Here is a 15,251-nt window from a genome sequence, read left to right as displayed (position 1 = left end):
GGCACACGGCGGCCACCGTGAGCTGACGGCGATGTCGCACGTGACACGGACGCGGGACCGGCCGGCGGGTGCGCCCCCTGGGCCGGCCGGTCCTCAGCGTCACCGCCGGTGTCGCCGTCGAGGTCAGCTGCCGACGGGGTACCGGCTGGTGATAGCGACGCGGTTGAAGGCGTTCATCACGGTTGCCAGCCAGGCGATGGCCGAGATCTGGTCCGCGGTGAGTACGGCCGCGGCGGCGTTGAAGTCCTCGTCGCTGACGTGTCCGTCCGGCACACGGGTGATGGCCTCGGTCAGACGGAGGGCGGCGCGGTCGATCTCGGAGAAGTAGCCGGTCTCCGCCCAGGCGGGCAGCACCGCGATCCGGTCGGGGCTTTCGCCCTTCTTGAGGGCGTCGCGGGTGTGCATGCGCAGGCAGAACGCGCAGCCGTTGATCTGGGAGGTGCGGATCTTCAACAGCTCGACCAGGAGCGGGTCGAGGTCCGCTGCGGCGGTGGCCTCTTCCACCTGTGTCGACAGGGCGATGAGGGTCTTGTAGGCGGCCGGGTGCTGCTTGCCGATGTTGACGCGCTGAGGGTCGGTCATGATTCCTTCGATTCGTTCGTGTGGCCTGCGCCGCGCACTACGAGTGCGTCGCGGTGGCCGGTCGAGTGTGTGGTGGCAGGGGCCGAGTGTCGGCGGGGCGGTGCCGCCTGCTGCGTGCCCCGGGCTATGACTTCGGGTCGTCGACCTTGAGCTTGTCTCCGGTGTCGGAGACGAAGACGACCAGGAGCCTGGCCCGTTCGGTCGGGCTGGTGTTCTCGGTGAGCACGTGGTGGGCACCTGGCGGCTCGACCCAGTTGTCGCCCTGGTGGTAGGTGCGCACGGGCTGGCCGGCGAGTTGGCTGCGCACGGTGCCTTCGAGGACGTAGGCGTAGACGAACGCCTGGCCGTGCCGGTGCGGCGTCGCGCGCGCGTTGGGCGGCAAGTCGACGATCACCGAGGTGAACGTCTTGCCCTTCACATGCGAAAGGGCCTGCTGGAGCAGCGGCTTGAGGGTTTCGGTGGGGTGTGCCGATGCCATGGCCGCAGGCGATGCCACGGTTGCGGTCGTCCCCTTGGCGTGGCTGGGCTGGTCCGAGGTCGAGCAGGCCGTGGCCGCGGTCAGCGTGGCGACGGCCGGCACGCCACCGGCGATCCGCATTCCCCTCACGAGCGGTCTCCAGTTCAGTCTTCCGCGACGCGGATGATCGTCTTGCCCGGGGTGCGCTTGCCGGGAGCGAAGGCGGAGGGTGCTTCGGCGAGCGGCCGCACAGCGCCGACGAGCGGCTTGAGCCGGCCGTCCCTCAGCCGCGCGGCGAGATCGGTGAGTCGGGCGCGGTCGGGCTCGACGACGAAGAAGATCGCACGCCCGTCCTTGGGCCGGACCTTGGGCGGCATGACGATGGTGACCAGCGTGCCACCGGGGCGGACCAGGGCGGCCGAGCGGTCGAGGATGTCGCCGCCGATCACGTCGAACACGACGTCGGCCTCGCCGGCGTCCTCCAGCTTCTCCGTCTCCAGGTCGATGAAGGTGTCGACGCCGAGCGCGAGTGCCCTGTCCCGGTCGCGGGCCCGGCCGGTGCCGATGACACGGGCGCCGGCCTCGCGGGCGAGCTGTACCGCGATCGAGCCGACGCCACCCGCGGCACCGTGGATCAGGACGGTCTGGCCCGTGGTGAGGCGGCCGTGGTCGAACAGGCCCTGCCAGGCGGTCAGCCCGGAGATCGGCAGTGCGGCGGCCACGGTGTGGTCGATGTCCGCCGGCAGCGGGGCGAGGTTGCGGGTTTCCACCGCGGTGTACTCGGCGAGGGTGCCGTTCCGGGCCCAATCGGCGAGGCCGAACACCCGCTGTCCGACGCTCAGGCCGGTGGTGCCGTACCCCAGCTCTACGACGACACCGGACAGCTCGTGCCCGGGCACGCTCGGCGTCCGGTCGCGGCCGGCGCGATCGGTCCACGTGGCGGGCCCAGTCCAGCTCGCCAGACGTGAAGCCAGCGGCGTGCACCCGCACGATGACGTCGTTCTCGGCCGCATGGGGGTGGGGCATGTCCGTCAGGGACATCCCGGCAAGACCGGCGTCACGGTCTCGCACAGTGATGGCTTGCATACAGGTCCTTACTGGGAGGGGCGACCCGAGCGCACAGCGCACTCGTGTACAGGGCCACAGCGGCTGCAGGTGGATGTATGCCGTTCTGCATGATCGATCTCACCTGTCCGCGCGTGTTCCCTCGTCGCCGTTTTGCCTTCTCAGCAGGGAGACGAGGTGGCCCCTCCGGGTGTGACAGCTCAGACGCGCATCAGTTTGTCGGGATTCATGACCCGGCGGTACGCGGTGATCAGACCATCGGTGATCTGCAGCGTGTCGACGGAGTAGACCCGGCCTTCCCGGTGGAACACGAGGGCGAGCTCGCCGCCGACCTCGGCGAAGTCGATGCGGTCCGGGCGCCACTGGCGCCCCGTGCGCACCATGACCTCGGCGACGCGCTCCCCGCCGTGGATGAGTTTGCGTGCCGCGAAGACCTTGCCGCCGCCGTCGGTGACGTAGACGGCGTCCGGGTGCAGGAGCCTGACCAGGCCGGCCAGGTCCCCGGCCTCGTAGGCGGCGCGGAAGACGGTGAGGATACGTTCGCGTTCCGCCTTCGACGCCTGCGGCGTGGACTGCTTCGCCTTGGCCACCCGCCGTCGTGCCCGCGAGGCGAGCTGCCGGGCCCCCGGCACGGAGACCTCCAGTACTTCGGCGATCCGGCCGAACTCAAGACCGAAGACATCGTGCAGGACGAAGGACACCCGCTCCGGCGGGCTCAGTTCTTCCATGATCAAGAGCATCGCCGAGCTGACGGACTCGTCGACGAGTACCGGCTGCGACGCGTCCGGCCCTGTCAGCAGCGGCTCCGGCAGCCACGGCCCGACATAGGTCTCCCGACGGAAGCGGGCGCTCTTGAGGATGTCGTACGACCGCCGCGCGGCCACCGTCACCAGCCAGGCCCGCAGATCACCGATGTCCCGCAGATCCGCTCCGGCCGCCCGCAGCCACACGTCCTGGGTGACGTCCTCGGCATCGGCCACAGTCCCCAGCAGCCGGTAGGCCACACCGAAGACCGCGGGCCGGTGCGTCTCCCATTCGGTGCCGAGCGGGTCCCCCTGCTCGGATCGTCCGGGCCCGTGCGCGTCACCCATACAGATCGTAACCTCCTCCAGCGTGCGGATGCAGCGTAGCTATTCGATCTGAGGATCTTCGAAGGGTGTTCCGTAACTACGGAACGAACCCGAACGCCTCTCCAAGCTTCACTGACCAAGCGCTGCATGAGTCGCCCTGGCCTGCGCCGAACTCCCTGTCCGCGATCTAGTGGGCCCCGCGCGGAGACGATGTCGACGGGGCGGGAAGCCGGACCGTGACGAGGAGACCGCCGGTGGGGCGGGGGGCGAGGTCGAGGGTTCCGTCGTGGGCGCGGACGATGCTGTGCACGATGGCCAGGCCGAGGCCGACGCCGGCGTGTTCGTCGGTGCGTATGCGTTCCGTTCCGCGCTGGAAGGGTTCGGTGAGGGTCGGTACCAGTTCCGGTGGGAGCCGGCGGCCCGTGTTCTCGACCCGCAGCACGCTCGTGTCGCGGTGCGCCTCGGTGTGGACCGTCACGGTGCCATCGGCGGGGAGGTTGTGGACGAGGGCGTTCTGGACGAGGTTCGTCACCATGCGCAGCAGGAGTTCCGCGGATCCGCTGGTCCGGGCCGCCCCACCGGTGACGTCCAGCGTGATCCCGCGCTGTTCGGCAAGCGGAAGCAGCGTTTCGGCGGCTTCTTCGGCGATGAGGGAAAGGTCGACGCTCTCGTGGCTGAAGTTTCCGCGGTCGCCGCGGCTGAGCAGCAGGAGGGCCTCGGTGAGGTCGATCGCCCGGGTGTTGACCGCGTGCAGGCGTTCGATGAGTTCGCCACGGTCCCGCGTGGGATCCTTGCGGGCGACGTCGAGGAGCGTCCGTGAGATCGCCAGCGGGGTGCGCAGTTCGTGGGAGGCGTTCGCGGCGAACCTCCGCTGCTCGGCGACATGGGACTCGAGTTGCTCGAGCATCGAGTCGAACGCGTCGGAGAGCTCACGGAATTCGTCCTGGCGGCCCTTCATGCGGATCCGGTGCGACAGCGACCCCTTCCCGGCCATTCGCGCCGCATCCGTGATCTGCGTGAGCGGCGCGAGCATCCGGCCGGCGAGGAGCCATCCCCCGGCGAGACCGAACACGAGCAGGAAGCCCATCGCCAGGGCCGCGGCGGAGGCGAAGGTGTGCACGAGGAGGTAGCGGTTGGGGGAGATTCCGAGCAGGCCCTTGGGCTTGTCGGGTACGTAGCGCAGCACGGACACCCAGACCACGGCCAGTAGGAGAGCGCCGGCGACGGCGAGGAATCCGGCGTAGCTGAGGGTCAGTTTCAGCCGGGCGCTGAGCCCTGGGCGTCTACTCATGCGAGCTGCCGGGGCTGGTGGTGTCCCTGCCGGGGGCAATGGTGTCCACACCGGTGTCGATCCGGTAGCCGACGCCGGGCACCGTGGCGATGATCCACGGTTCGCCGAGCCGCTTGCGCAGTGCGGAGACGGTGATGCGTACGGCGTTGGTGAGGGGGTCGGCATTCTCGTCCCAGGCCCGCTCCAGCAGCTTTTCGGCACTGACGACCCCGCCCTCGGCGGCGACGAGGACTTCCAGCACGGCGAACTGTTTACGGGTGAGCGCGACATAGCGTCCGTCGCGGAAGACCTCCCGGCGGAAGGGGTCGAGCCGCAGGCCCGCGATCTCGCGGACCGGGGGCCGGGCGTACGCGCGTCTGCGGTCGAGCGCCCTCAGCCGCAGCACCAGCTCCCGCAGGTCGAACGGTTTGGTGAGGTAGTCGTCGGCGCCGAGCCCGAACCCGGAAGCCTTGTCGTCGATCCGGTCGGCGGCGGTGAGCATGAGGATCGGGATGCCGCTGCCGGAGGCGACGATGCGCCGGGCGACCTCGTCGCCGGAGGGGCCGGGGATGTCGCGGTCGAGGACCGCGAGGTCGTAGGAGTTGACGCTGAGCAGTTCCAGGGCGGAGTCGCCGTCGCCGGCGATGTCGGCGGCGATCGCCTCCAGCCGCAGGCCGTCACGGACGGCTTCGGCCAGGTAGGGCTCGTCCTCCACGATCAGTACGCGCATGGCTGAAGCCTAAGCAGCACAAGATATCGCCGACGTATGCAAGGACGTGTGCACACCGGACACCAGCGACTCAGGCTGCCGGTACGGGCGCGGGACGAGGCCGGTCCGACGGTGCTTCCGTCGTGGTGCGCCACCAGCGGCGCGACGCCAGCGCGGCCAGCACGGCGCCGGCGGCATTGACCAGTACGTCGTCCACGGAGGACACCCGGTCCAGCCGCAGGACGTACTGTGCGGTTTCGACCAGGACCGAGCAGCCTGCCCCGAGCGTCAGGATCCGGGGCAGCGACGCCAGCGCCGCGAACCGTATCGGGGCGAAGAACCCCAGCGCCGCGAAGACCAGCAGGTTGCCGACGATGCCGAGTGATCCCATCGTGACCAGGTCTCGCAGCGGCACCAGGCTCACTCGTTCGGGGACGGTGCCGGCCCCGGCGCCCGGCATCATGGTCAGCCATATGAACGGCACCGTCCCGTGGACCATGCCCACCTCGGCCAGCGACATCCGCCACGCCGATGTGACACCTGCGGCACGCCGACGGTACGCCAGGGCCCACGCGACCAGCGCGGCCAACGGCAGCGTGACCAACGTCATGAGCACCACACCGTTGAACGTGTCGAAGCAGCCGTGCCACCGCCCGGCCACGCATCTCGGAGCGGGCATCATGAGCGGCCCCCGCACGGCGAACACGGCGCTGGCCATGCCGAGGGTCGCCAGGCCGATGAGCACGATCTTGCGCGTGCGGTTGCGCGGTGCCGACAGGGATGCGTTGTGGTTCATGCCTCCATTGGAGAGGAAGGGCCGTTGCGGCGGCGTATGCGATTTTCGATACGCCCGCGATACCCGGAGTTCCCATCCCCGGCATCGAGGAACTGGGGCAAGCCGGCAGTGAGATGGCCCCCGCCGCTGGTGGTCGCGCCTGCTCGGCTCCTGCAGGTGCCGGCCGGGCACGATCTGCTCGACCTCGCGTGCGCGGTCGCCCTGGGCGGGGACTGGGTGTCGACGTCCGTGCTTCAAAGCCGCCGGACGCGCAGCACGCTGGTCAGCATCGGCAGGGTGAACTCGCCGTGGGCGGTCTCCGGTCTGTCGGCGAGGTAAGTGCGGATCCGGCCCAGCGTGGCCTCCCGTTCCTCTTCCGGCATGACGAGCATTCCCGCGAGGGTCGCGAGGGTCGCGACGAGGGAGCCGGCGGTGCGGTGCTGCCCGTGCGGGAACTCGGCCTGCTCCGGCGAGCCGAACCGGGCGGCCGCACCTGTCTTCGGAAGGTGCATGTCGGCGGTCTCGGTACGCCAGTTGGCGGGCGTGTCACGCGGGCCGATGGCCGGGCTCCCGCTGACCCGCGCGAGCCCGGCAACCCACTCGACCTGGTCGTCCATGACGTTCCACAGGCCGGCGAGGATGCCGCCGGGTGCGAGGACCCTGGCTATCTCGGGTCCCGCGACAGCCATGTCGAACCAGTGCATGGCGTTGCCGGCCAGCACGGCATCGACGGAAGCGTCCGGCAGCGGTATCGCCTCGGCACTACCCGGCAGGCACGCACAGCCGACAAACTGCGGCGCAGTTCGGCCAGCATCGCCGGATCGGGCTCGACCGCGACGACGTCGACGCCCAGCGCGACCAGTGTGGTGGTCAGCTTGCCGGTTCCGGCGCCGAGGTCGAGCACGCGCGGGCCGGGCGCGTGTTCAAGCGCCCAGCGCACCGCGGCCTGCGCGTAGTCCGGTCGGTGCTCGGCGTATGCGACCGCCGCTGCGCCGAACGACGAGGCATGAAGCAGCCGTTCATCCGGATCCATGCGGCGACGCTATCGGTGGCGTCGGCAGTCGGCCATCCCGCCGCACCACGTCGGCGACGGCCGGCCGCGGGCGCTCTCCACCGCCACCGTCACACCACGCCGCAGGTGAGCAAACCCATTCGAGACATCGATCGAGACCGTGTCACCATGTACGGCATGACGACGACCCGAAAGGTCCATGCCGCGTAGGCGGCCGAGGCATCTCCGGACCGGCATCCCCCGTCACCGGACATCAGACAAGAAGTCCGTCATCGACGGCTTGTCCTCGCGTGCACTGTCCGAAATCCTCCGCCTGGAGCACAGCCGCAACTACCTGCATCCAGGAGATGTCTGCGCAGCCGTGCGCTTGTGGAAGGACTACGTTCACCGTCCCGAGCGCGACCTGTGGCACGACGACGAGTGGGGCAATGTGCACGGGCACTGCTGCGGCGATCCTCTGGAAGCCCGCGCTCTCCTCGACGTCGTAATCCGGGCGATTTCCCCCAGAAGTGCCCGCGAGCTCCGAAAGGTCATCGGCCGGTTCGACGCCGTCTGGTGACGGACCGGCATAGCGAACTTTGCCCGTGCACCTTTCACCGTGCCCTCGGCGTTCATGTGCTGCCCGAGTCGGGTTCGGCGACGGCCACTCGTGCCGCCGACTTGCCGATGCTTTGACGATCCGTTTCACAAGCGTTCAGCCCGACTTCCGTTTCCGCGCTGCGTGTCGTCCCTAGCCTCCCTGAGGACTTCGAAAGAAGGGACTCATGGGCAAACCTCTCGCCGTCCGGGCTCGCGGGATCACCAAGTGTTTCGGCGACGTCGTCGCCCTCGACGGCATCGACCTGGATGTGACACAAGGTCAGATCCATGGCTTGGTCGGACCGAACGGCGCCGGCAAGACGACGCTGCTGGGTCTCCTGCTCGGCCTGGCCGTCGCCGACAGCGGCAGCGGCAGCCTCGAGATACTGGGTACGCCGGTCGGCCGGGCGCTCGCCGCCCCCGACGGTGTCGCCGGCTTCGTGGACGGGCCCGGTCTCTACCCCTGGCTGTCCGCCCGGCAGAACCTCGCCGCGCTGGCCACTCTTCGCGGCGGCGACGCGCGGTCGGCGGGGATCGACGACGTACTCGGCCAGGTCGGACTCACCGACGTCGCCGACGACCGGGTCCGCGGCTTCTCCCTGGGCATGCGTCAGCGGCTCGGGCTCGCCGCCGCCCTGCTCACCAAGCCCCGGCTGCTCGTGCTCGACGAACCCTCCAACGGCCTCGACCCGGCCGGCAAAAGACACGTCCACGGTGTCCTGAACCGGCTCGCGGCGGACGGAACCAGCGTCGTGCTCTCGAGCCACCGCATGGACGACCTGGAGGAACTGTGCTCCGAGGTCACCATCCTCGCCACCGGACGGGTGGTCTTCTCCGGCCCGCTGAGCAAGCTCGCCGCCGAGAACCGTGACCTGGACTACCGGTTGCGCACCTCCGACCCGGAAGCCGCGCGCCGGCTGGCCGCCGACGCGGCCGGGATCCGGGTCGTCGACGACACCGGGGCACGGCGCGACGCCGAGGTGATCGTCGTACGCGCGCTGGTGCCCGCCCTCGACGAACTGGTGGCGCGGATCGTGCGGTCGGGCATCGCGGTGCGCGAACTCGCGCCCGTCGTATCGCCGTTGGAGGCCGCGTTCCTCGCCCTCACCGAGCAGCAGGAGGCCGGTCGATGACCGCGACCATCGCCGACGACAGCGTTGTCAGTGCCCGCCGCGTCTCGGTTTCGCGCGGCTACCGCTTCGAGCTGGTCAAGCTGGTGTCGCAGTGGCGGATCCGCCTGCTGGTTCTCGCCTGCTGGATCGCGCCGGCGCTCTTCGTCGCCGGCGTGAGCCGGCAGAGCACGCTTCCCTCCGACACCCTGTTCGGCCGCTGGATGCACGCCACGGGCTGGGCCGGACCGCTGGTGATGCTCGGTTTCGCGGGCACCTGGGCGCTCCCGGTGCTGACCTCGGTGGTCGCCGGCGACGTGTTCGCCTCCGAGGACCGGCTCGGCACCTGGCGCCACCTGCTCGTGGCGGTCCGGTCGCCCCGGCGGATCTTCGCGGCCAAGGCGCTGGCCAGCCTGACCGTCATCCTGCTGCTCGTGGCCGGGCTGGCCTGTTCCAGCACGGCCGGCGGGCTCGTGGCGGTCGGCAACCAGCCGCTGGTCGGTCTCGACGGCCACCTGCTGTCACCCTCGGACGCCGCCGGCAGGGTCCTGCTCGCCTGGGTCAGCGCCCTCGCTCCGACCCTGGCCCTCGCCGCGATCGGACTCCTCGGGTCGGTGGCGCTGGGACGTTCCCCCATGGGGCTGTTGCTGCCCCCGCTCGTCGCACTCACGATGCAGGTCGCCCAGATGCTGCCCCTGCCCGTCGCCGTGCGCCTCGCCCTGCCCGGCTACGCCTTCATCTCCTGGAACGGCCTGTTCACCAGCCCGGCACAGCTCGGCCCGCTCCTGATCGGCATCGTGGTCAGCCTGGTGTGGACCGTGCTCGCGACCGCACTGGCGTATCTGCTCTTCCTCCGGCGCGATTTCACCAACCTGGCCTACGACGGCTCCGGGCGCCGCGCGCTCACCGCCGGACTCCTGCCACTGGTCGCACTGACCGCGCTCACGGTCACGGCGGTCGCCCTGGCCACCCCGTCCATGGGCTCCGGAATCGAGCAGGCCAAGGTCCAGCGGTCACTCGCCACCGCATTCGCCCACCTCTACCGCATGCAGACCCAGCAACTCCACCGCCCCGCCGTCACCGAGGCGCGACTGCGGGCCACGGCGGCATGCACCAAGAGCGACGGCCAGTCCGCCCCCGAGGGGGCGGGCAATGACTGGCGTTGCGTCGTGACCTGGCATCTCCCCGGCGTCGCAGCCGAGGGGACGGCCATCTACCAGCTTGACGTCGCCTCAGACGGGCGGTTCGTGGCCGACGGTGACGGACCGAAGGAAGTGAACGGCTACTTCCTGGTGCGGACCCCGACCGGGGACGCGCCGAACCCGCTCTGGCAGTTCGACGGCAACGTCGAACTGCTCGACACCACCTCGAAGGGATAATCTCCATGCAGGTAACTCGGCAGCGTCGGAACACCGAGAAGGAGCCGATCAGCCTTTTCGGCAGACGCGTCGGTCGCCGGACCTTGCTGGTGACGACAGGCATAGCCGTCGCACTCACCGTCACGGGCACCGCCGTCGCCCAGACGCACCAGTTCGGCACCGAGCAGGTCGGCCAGGTCACCGATGACGGCCAGGTCGTCTCCGCCGACCAGTACATCGACCCCTACGGCAGCCGCACCGTCATCAACGACGGCAAGATCATGTCGTCCGCGGTCAGCCCGGACGGCACCCACCTCGCGGCCTCGGTCGCCGACGGTGACGCGGCGCTGGTGATCATGGACCTCGAGTCCGGGCAGGTGAAGCAGAAGGTCGGCACCAACGCGGCCGACGACCTGCGCATCAAGAGCGCCGCCGTCGGCCAGGAGGGCCCGACGTACTCGCCCGACGGCAAGCAGCTGTGGCTGGGCCAGGCCGACGGCTACACCAAGTTCACCGTCAACGCGGACGGCACCCTCGCCAACCCGACGAACGTCGCGATCCCGGCCGACGGCACCAAGCGCGCGCTCGTGGGTGCCGCGGTGTTCTCGGCCGACGGCTCCACCGTGTACTCCGCGGTCAACGGCCAGAACCGGGTGGTCGCCATCGACGCGGCGACCGGGACCGTCAAGCACAGCTGGGCCGTGGGCAACGCCCCCCGTGGCATCGCCATGGCCGGCGACAAGCTCTACGTCAGCAACGAGGGCGGCCGTCCGGCCAAGGCCGGCGACACCACGATCAACTCGTACGGCACCCAGGTACCGGCCGACCCGGACACCGGTGCCGCCACCACCGGCACGGTCAGCGTCATCGACCTGGCGGACCCGTCCGCCGCCGTCGGCAGCATCGACGTCGGTCTGCACCCGAGCGCGGTGTACGCCACGAAGGGCGCGGTGTTCGTCACCAACACCGCCGACAACAACGTGTCGGTCATCAACACCGCCAACGACAAGGTCGTACAGACCATCGCCACCCAGCCGTGGCCGGAGGCATCGGTCGGCTACGAGCCCAACGCGGTGACGCTCACCGACGACGGTCACCTCCTGGTGACGCTCGGCCGTGCCAACGCGGTCGCCGTCTACCGGTACACCTCGGCGCAGCAGCCGGCGAGCTACATCGGCCTGCTCCCGACGGACTACTTCCCCGCCGAGATCACCACCGTGGGCAAGAAGGTCGTCGTCTCCAACACCCGTGGCATCGACGCCCGCCGCCCCACCACCAAGGGCGGGCACGGCACCCACGACACGACGTCGAGCCTGACGCAGTTCACGCTGCCGGACGACGGCGTCATCAGGTCCGAGACCCGCAAGGTCTTCAAGCAGAACGGCTGGAGCCACGGCTCCGTCAGCGAGGGCACGGGCCACGCGAAGCCGGCGCCGGTCCCGGTCCGGCTCGGCGATCCCTCGACGATCAAGCACGTCTTCCTGCTCGTCAAGGAGAACCGCACCTACGACCAGGTCTTCGGCGACCTGCCGCAGGGCAACGGCGACTCCTCGCTCACGACGTTCGGCGAGAACGTGACGCCCAACCAGCACGCGCTGGCCCAGCAGTTCGGGCTGTACGACAACTTCTACGACGTCGGCACGAACTCCGCCGAGGGCCACAACTGGCTGATGCAGTCCGACAACCCGGAGTACACCGAGTCCTCCGCGGGCGAGTACACGCGCAGCTACGACACCGAGGACGACGTGCTCGGTCACCAGAAGACCGGGTTCATCTGGACGGGTGCGCAGGCGGCCGGGAAGTCCGTCAAGGACTTCGGCGAGTTCCAGTCGTTCGAGAGCAAGCCGTCCGGCGCGACCTGGCAGAACCTGTACTGCGACGCCAAGAACATGGAAGCGACCGGGCAGCAGACCGCCTATCCCATCCAGACGGGTTCGGCCATCCCCTCGCTCAACAAGGTCTCGGTGCCCGGCTTCCCGCTGTTCGACCTCAACGTCCCGGACGTTTACAAGTACCAGATCTGGAAGCAGGACTTCGAGAAGAACGGTCCGGCGAACCTGAACATGTTCTGGTTCTCCAACGACCACACCGGTGGCCCGTCGAGCGCGTCCGCCGCGGTCGCGGACAACGACCTCGCGGTCGGCAAGATGGTGGACGAGATCTCGCACAGCAAGTACTGGAAGGACTCGGCGATCTTCGTCGTCGAGGACGACTCCCAGAACGGACTCGACCACATCGACGGCCACCGCGCCCCGGTCCAGATCATCAGCCCCTGGGCCAAGCGCGGCGTCGTCGACAGCCGCTACTACTCGCAGATCACGATGATCCGCACCGTCGAGCAGATCCTCGGGATCCACCCGATGAACCAGAAGGACAGCGCGGCCACCCCGATGCGCGGGGCCTTCACCCGGCACCAGGACCTCACGCCGTTCACGGCGCAGCCCAACCGGGTCTCGCTGACCGATGGTCTGAAGACCCTGCCGGCCTGCGGCGCGGACACCCCGGCGGCGCAGAACCCCCATGCGGCGGCCGTGGCGCCGGAGCGGGTGCCGGCGGACAAGCAGGAGCTCGTGGCGAAGTGGGAGAAGTGGAAGTCGCACCAGCGGCTGACCGGCATCCACGCCGTTCCCGACTTCGCGAACCCCGAGCAGATGAACCACTTCACCTGGTACGAGACGCACAACTGGTCCACGCCGTACCCCGGCGAGCACAAGATCTACGCGCCGGACGACGTGCCGGGCGCCTACATCCCGTCCTCGGAGTCTGACGGCTGACCTGGCCTGATCGCCCACGGCCCCGGCGTCCTACCGCCGGGGCCGTGCTCGTGTCAGGCGCAGAAGAGGCGTCGGGCCGAGCATGCGACAGGGCCTGGCCAGGTCCCGCCACCGACCCTTCACCATCAATGTCGACTAGTCTCGGCGAGCGGTGCTCGGGGATCCGCGCCGGCGCTTCGGCGTGGTGTCGGGCCATGGAATGTCGGGAGTCGGGGTGGAGCAGTTGCTGAGTGTCGCCGTGGCGCAGCCGCGGTGCGTGGCTCACGATGTCACGGGCAACGCGAAGGCCCACGCGGAGGCCGTCCGGGCGGCGCACACGCGGGTGGTGGTGTTCCCCGAGATGTCGCTGACGGGGTACGAACTGGACGCGGATCCGATCGCTCCCGACGACGAACGGCTGGCGCCCATCGTCGCCGCGTGTGCCGAGGCTCGGACGCTCGCCCTGGTCGGCGCTCCCGTGCCCGGTCCGCGCATCGGCATCCTGGCCGTGGACGGGGACGGTGCGCGCGCCGTCTACGGAAAGGTCTACCTGCACAGCAGCGAGGCGCTCCACTTCGTGCCGGGTGAGCCTGCCGTGGTCGAGGTGGCCGGCTGGCGGCTGGGGCTTGCCGTCTGCCGTGACACCGGCATTCCGGAGCACGCCGCGAGGACGGCCGCGCTGGGGATGGACGGCTACGTGGCCGGGGTCGTCCACGCCGATCACGAGGCCGGGCTCCACGGCGAGCGCGCCCGCCGGGTCGCCGCCGACCACGGCGTCTGGGTGGCCACGGCCGCCTTCGCGGGCCCGACCGGCGGCGGCTTCGACCGTACGTCGGGCCGATCGGGCATCTGGTCCGCTGAAGGGAAGCTGATCGCCGAGGCCGGCGTCGCCCCCGATGACGTTGCGCGGGCCGTCTTCAGCAAGCGTGTGCGCTGAGGGGCGGTCCGTGGGGGCGTCGTGCGCGCGTCTAGGCACCGGAGTGGAGGTAGCCCCGGCGAGCCTGGGCAACCGGCGGGCAGACGTCCGGCGGTTCGCCGCGCACGGTCAGACGGTGCCGCTCTCCCACCACCAGGAGCCGGAGCCGTAGGAGGGGTACTGGACGCGGCTGTCGACGTGCTGCCAGGAGTGCGTGTAGGCCTCCAGCCCGGAGAACCCGCAGGTCTCGGCGATCTTGTAGGTCTGGTAGGTGGTGTAGCCGGAGACCACGATGTCCGCGGCGACGCCGTAGCAGTGCATGCTGTTGGACGCACCGCCCACCGAGGCGTTGTAAGCGACGCTGCGGAAGCCGGAGTTGATGGTGATCGCGCTGTTGCCGGCCTTCTTGCGCAGTGCCTCCAGTTTGTACATCAGACGGCGCACGTTCTCCTTGACCGCGGTCGAGCCGACCTTGCCGCCGCCGAATCCGGCACCGTCGTGGGAGTAGAACTCGCTCCACTCGAAGTGCGCGGTCGAACCGTCGCCGCTTTCCAGGCTGTTGAGCACACTCTGGGTCTGCGGGCCGACTATGCCGTCCGCGGACAGGCCGTACGCCGACTGGAACCGTCTGACCGCGGCGTCCGTCGCCGGGCCGAAACTGCCGTCCCAGGCGACGTAGGTCTGCTGGGCGCCGGAGGCTGCCCAGCCGCCGACCCGGATCTGCAGCTCCGTCACATCGGAACCCGAGGAACCCTGCTGGAGGGTACGGGTCCATCCGTACGCCGCGGCCCGGCCCGCCGAGCCGAGGGTGACGGTCGCCGCGAGTCCCGCCGCGGCCGTCAGGCCTGCCGCGCCGCGGAGCAGGGTGCGGCGGCCGGTGCTCGAAGCGTGGGGGTGTGGCACGTGCATGGTGTGTCTCCTCTGCTGGGTTCCGGTTACCGCCGGCTGCTGTGCGACGGCAAGGGCGTGTCCGGGGCGCTGATCGACCAACAGCGCCTCAGCGGGAAGGGGTTGACGCGCGTAAACGGTAGAAGCCGATCGTCATGGCCGCAACGGTGCGGGGCCGAGTGAGATGGACCTCAGGGGCGCCGCGGCGGGTCGGTCTGATCACGGGGGGCAAGCCGACCCAGCCGAGGCCGCCGCGGCCCGCCGGCCCGACGCCGCACACCGACGGCCACGCCTCCTGGCCCAGAACGTGGGACCGGACCGCTGCCCCAAGGCCTGGCCGCTGCGCAGCCTGCAGCAGAGCGGCGCGACGTTGGCCTTCTCCAGTGACTGGAACGTCGCGGAGATGGACCCGATGGTGGGTCTGTGCACGGCCGTCACCCGGCGCCCGCTGGGCGGGGGCGCGGCGTGGATGCCCGAGGAAGCCGTGGACATCGAGACCGCGATCCACGCCTACACCATGGGTTCGGCGTACGCCAACTTCCTGGAGAGGGAACGCGGTTCACTTACGGTGGGCAAGGTCGCCAACCTGGTCGTGCTCTCCCGCGACGTGCTGGCCGTCGACCCGGAGCACATCCCGGGCACGGTGTGCGAGATCGTCATGGTCGGCGGCGAGGTGGTCCACCGCGCATGACGCCGCCCCGGGCCCGG

Annotated in this window: 14 protein-coding genes and 2 pseudogenes; 6 read left to right on the top strand and 10 right to left on the bottom strand. The window is 70.0% G+C overall.

The features are described from left to right. Positions 1 to 123: 123 nt before the first annotated feature. The 9 genes and pseudogenes from ABZ865_RS39960 to ABZ865_RS39920 form a co-directional block, all read right to left on the bottom strand. A complete protein-coding gene (locus ABZ865_RS39960) occupies positions 124 to 582 on the bottom strand; it encodes a carboxymuconolactone decarboxylase family protein (protein ID WP_361241746.1) in 459 nt (152 codons plus the stop codon). A 124-nt stretch (positions 583 to 706) separates the two neighbouring features. Then, positions 707 to 1,180, bottom strand: a complete 474-nt coding sequence (locus tag ABZ865_RS39955) for a cupin domain-containing protein (RefSeq protein ID WP_361241862.1) — start codon at positions 1,178 to 1,180, stop codon at positions 707 to 709. 23 nt (positions 1,181 to 1,203) lie between these two features. Continuing rightward, positions 1,204 to 2,125: pseudogene (locus ABZ865_RS39950) on the bottom strand (NADP-dependent oxidoreductase). 179 nt (positions 2,126 to 2,304) lie between these two features. Then, positions 2,305 to 3,195 carry an RNA polymerase sigma factor SigJ gene (gene sigJ, locus ABZ865_RS39945; protein WP_361241742.1) on the bottom strand — a complete coding sequence of 297 codons (891 nt, stop codon included), beginning with the start codon at positions 3,193 to 3,195 and terminating at the stop codon, positions 2,305 to 2,307. A gap of 166 nt (positions 3,196 to 3,361) precedes the next feature. Beyond that, entirely contained in the window at positions 3,362 to 4,465 is a 1,104-nt protein-coding gene (locus ABZ865_RS39940; RefSeq protein ID WP_361241740.1) for a HAMP domain-containing sensor histidine kinase, read from the bottom strand. Continuing rightward, positions 4,458 to 5,174 carry a response regulator transcription factor gene (locus ABZ865_RS39935; RefSeq protein ID WP_361241738.1) on the bottom strand — a complete coding sequence of 239 codons (717 nt, stop codon included), beginning with the start codon at positions 5,172 to 5,174 and terminating at the stop codon, positions 4,458 to 4,460. The genes ABZ865_RS39940 and ABZ865_RS39935 overlap by 8 nt, the downstream gene beginning before the upstream one ends. A gap of 70 nt (positions 5,175 to 5,244) precedes the next feature. Next, positions 5,245 to 5,949 carry a VanZ family protein gene (locus tag ABZ865_RS39930; RefSeq protein ID WP_361241735.1) on the bottom strand — a complete coding sequence of 235 codons (705 nt, stop codon included), beginning with the start codon at positions 5,947 to 5,949 and terminating at the stop codon, positions 5,245 to 5,247. A gap of 233 nt (positions 5,950 to 6,182) precedes the next feature. Then, positions 6,183 to 6,617: a hypothetical protein gene (locus tag ABZ865_RS39925; protein ID WP_361241868.1), complete on the bottom strand. Its 435-nt coding sequence runs from the start codon at positions 6,615 to 6,617 to the stop codon at positions 6,183 to 6,185. Positions 6,618 to 6,620: 3 nt separating this feature from the next. After that, a pseudogene (locus ABZ865_RS39920) lies at positions 6,621 to 6,961 on the bottom strand (class I SAM-dependent methyltransferase); the annotation flags it as partial. A gap of 259 nt (positions 6,962 to 7,220) precedes the next feature. On the opposite strand from ABZ865_RS39920, the gene ABZ865_RS39915 reads away from it, so the two are divergent. From ABZ865_RS39915 to ABZ865_RS39895, 5 genes are all read left to right on the top strand, one after another. Further along, positions 7,221 to 7,499, top strand: a complete 279-nt coding sequence (locus ABZ865_RS39915) for a hypothetical protein (RefSeq protein WP_361241732.1) — start codon at positions 7,221 to 7,223, stop codon at positions 7,497 to 7,499. 205 nt (positions 7,500 to 7,704) lie between these two features. After that, the gene (locus ABZ865_RS39910) at positions 7,705 to 8,652 is read left to right on the top strand and encodes an ABC transporter ATP-binding protein (protein WP_361241729.1); all 948 of its coding nucleotides are present in this window, start codon (positions 7,705 to 7,707) and stop codon (positions 8,650 to 8,652) included. Beyond that, positions 8,649 to 10,007: an ABC transporter permease gene (locus ABZ865_RS39905; RefSeq protein WP_361241726.1), complete on the top strand. Its 1,359-nt coding sequence runs from the start codon at positions 8,649 to 8,651 to the stop codon at positions 10,005 to 10,007. The genes ABZ865_RS39910 and ABZ865_RS39905 overlap by 4 nt, the downstream gene beginning before the upstream one ends. Positions 10,008 to 10,012: 5 nt before the next feature. After that, a complete protein-coding gene (locus ABZ865_RS39900; RefSeq protein ID WP_361241723.1) occupies positions 10,013 to 12,760 on the top strand; it encodes a phosphoesterase in 2,748 nt (915 codons plus the stop codon). 199 nt (positions 12,761 to 12,959) lie between these two features. Beyond that, positions 12,960 to 13,676, top strand: a complete 717-nt coding sequence (locus ABZ865_RS39895) for a carbon-nitrogen hydrolase family protein (RefSeq protein WP_361241720.1) — start codon at positions 12,960 to 12,962, stop codon at positions 13,674 to 13,676. 108 nt (positions 13,677 to 13,784) lie between these two features. On the opposite strand, the gene ABZ865_RS39890 is transcribed toward ABZ865_RS39895, so the two are convergent. After that, a complete protein-coding gene (locus tag ABZ865_RS39890; RefSeq protein WP_361241717.1) occupies positions 13,785 to 14,564 on the bottom strand; it encodes a D-Ala-D-Ala carboxypeptidase family metallohydrolase in 780 nt (259 codons plus the stop codon). A 163-nt stretch (positions 14,565 to 14,727) separates the two neighbouring features. Between ABZ865_RS39890 and ABZ865_RS39885 the strand changes: the two genes are divergently transcribed. Then, positions 14,728 to 15,234, top strand: a complete 507-nt coding sequence (locus ABZ865_RS39885; RefSeq protein ID WP_361241714.1) for an amidohydrolase family protein — start codon at positions 14,728 to 14,730, stop codon at positions 15,232 to 15,234. Positions 15,235 to 15,251 lie beyond the last annotated feature (17 nt).

Origin of the sequence: Streptomyces sp. NPDC047085, assembly GCF_040643735.1 — a bacterium.
In the GTDB taxonomy this organism is placed as follows: Bacteria; Actinomycetota; Actinomycetes; order Streptomycetales; family Streptomycetaceae; genus Streptomyces.
Note: the sequence above shows the minus strand (reverse complement) of the source record. Positions and strands in the feature narration are given on the sequence as shown.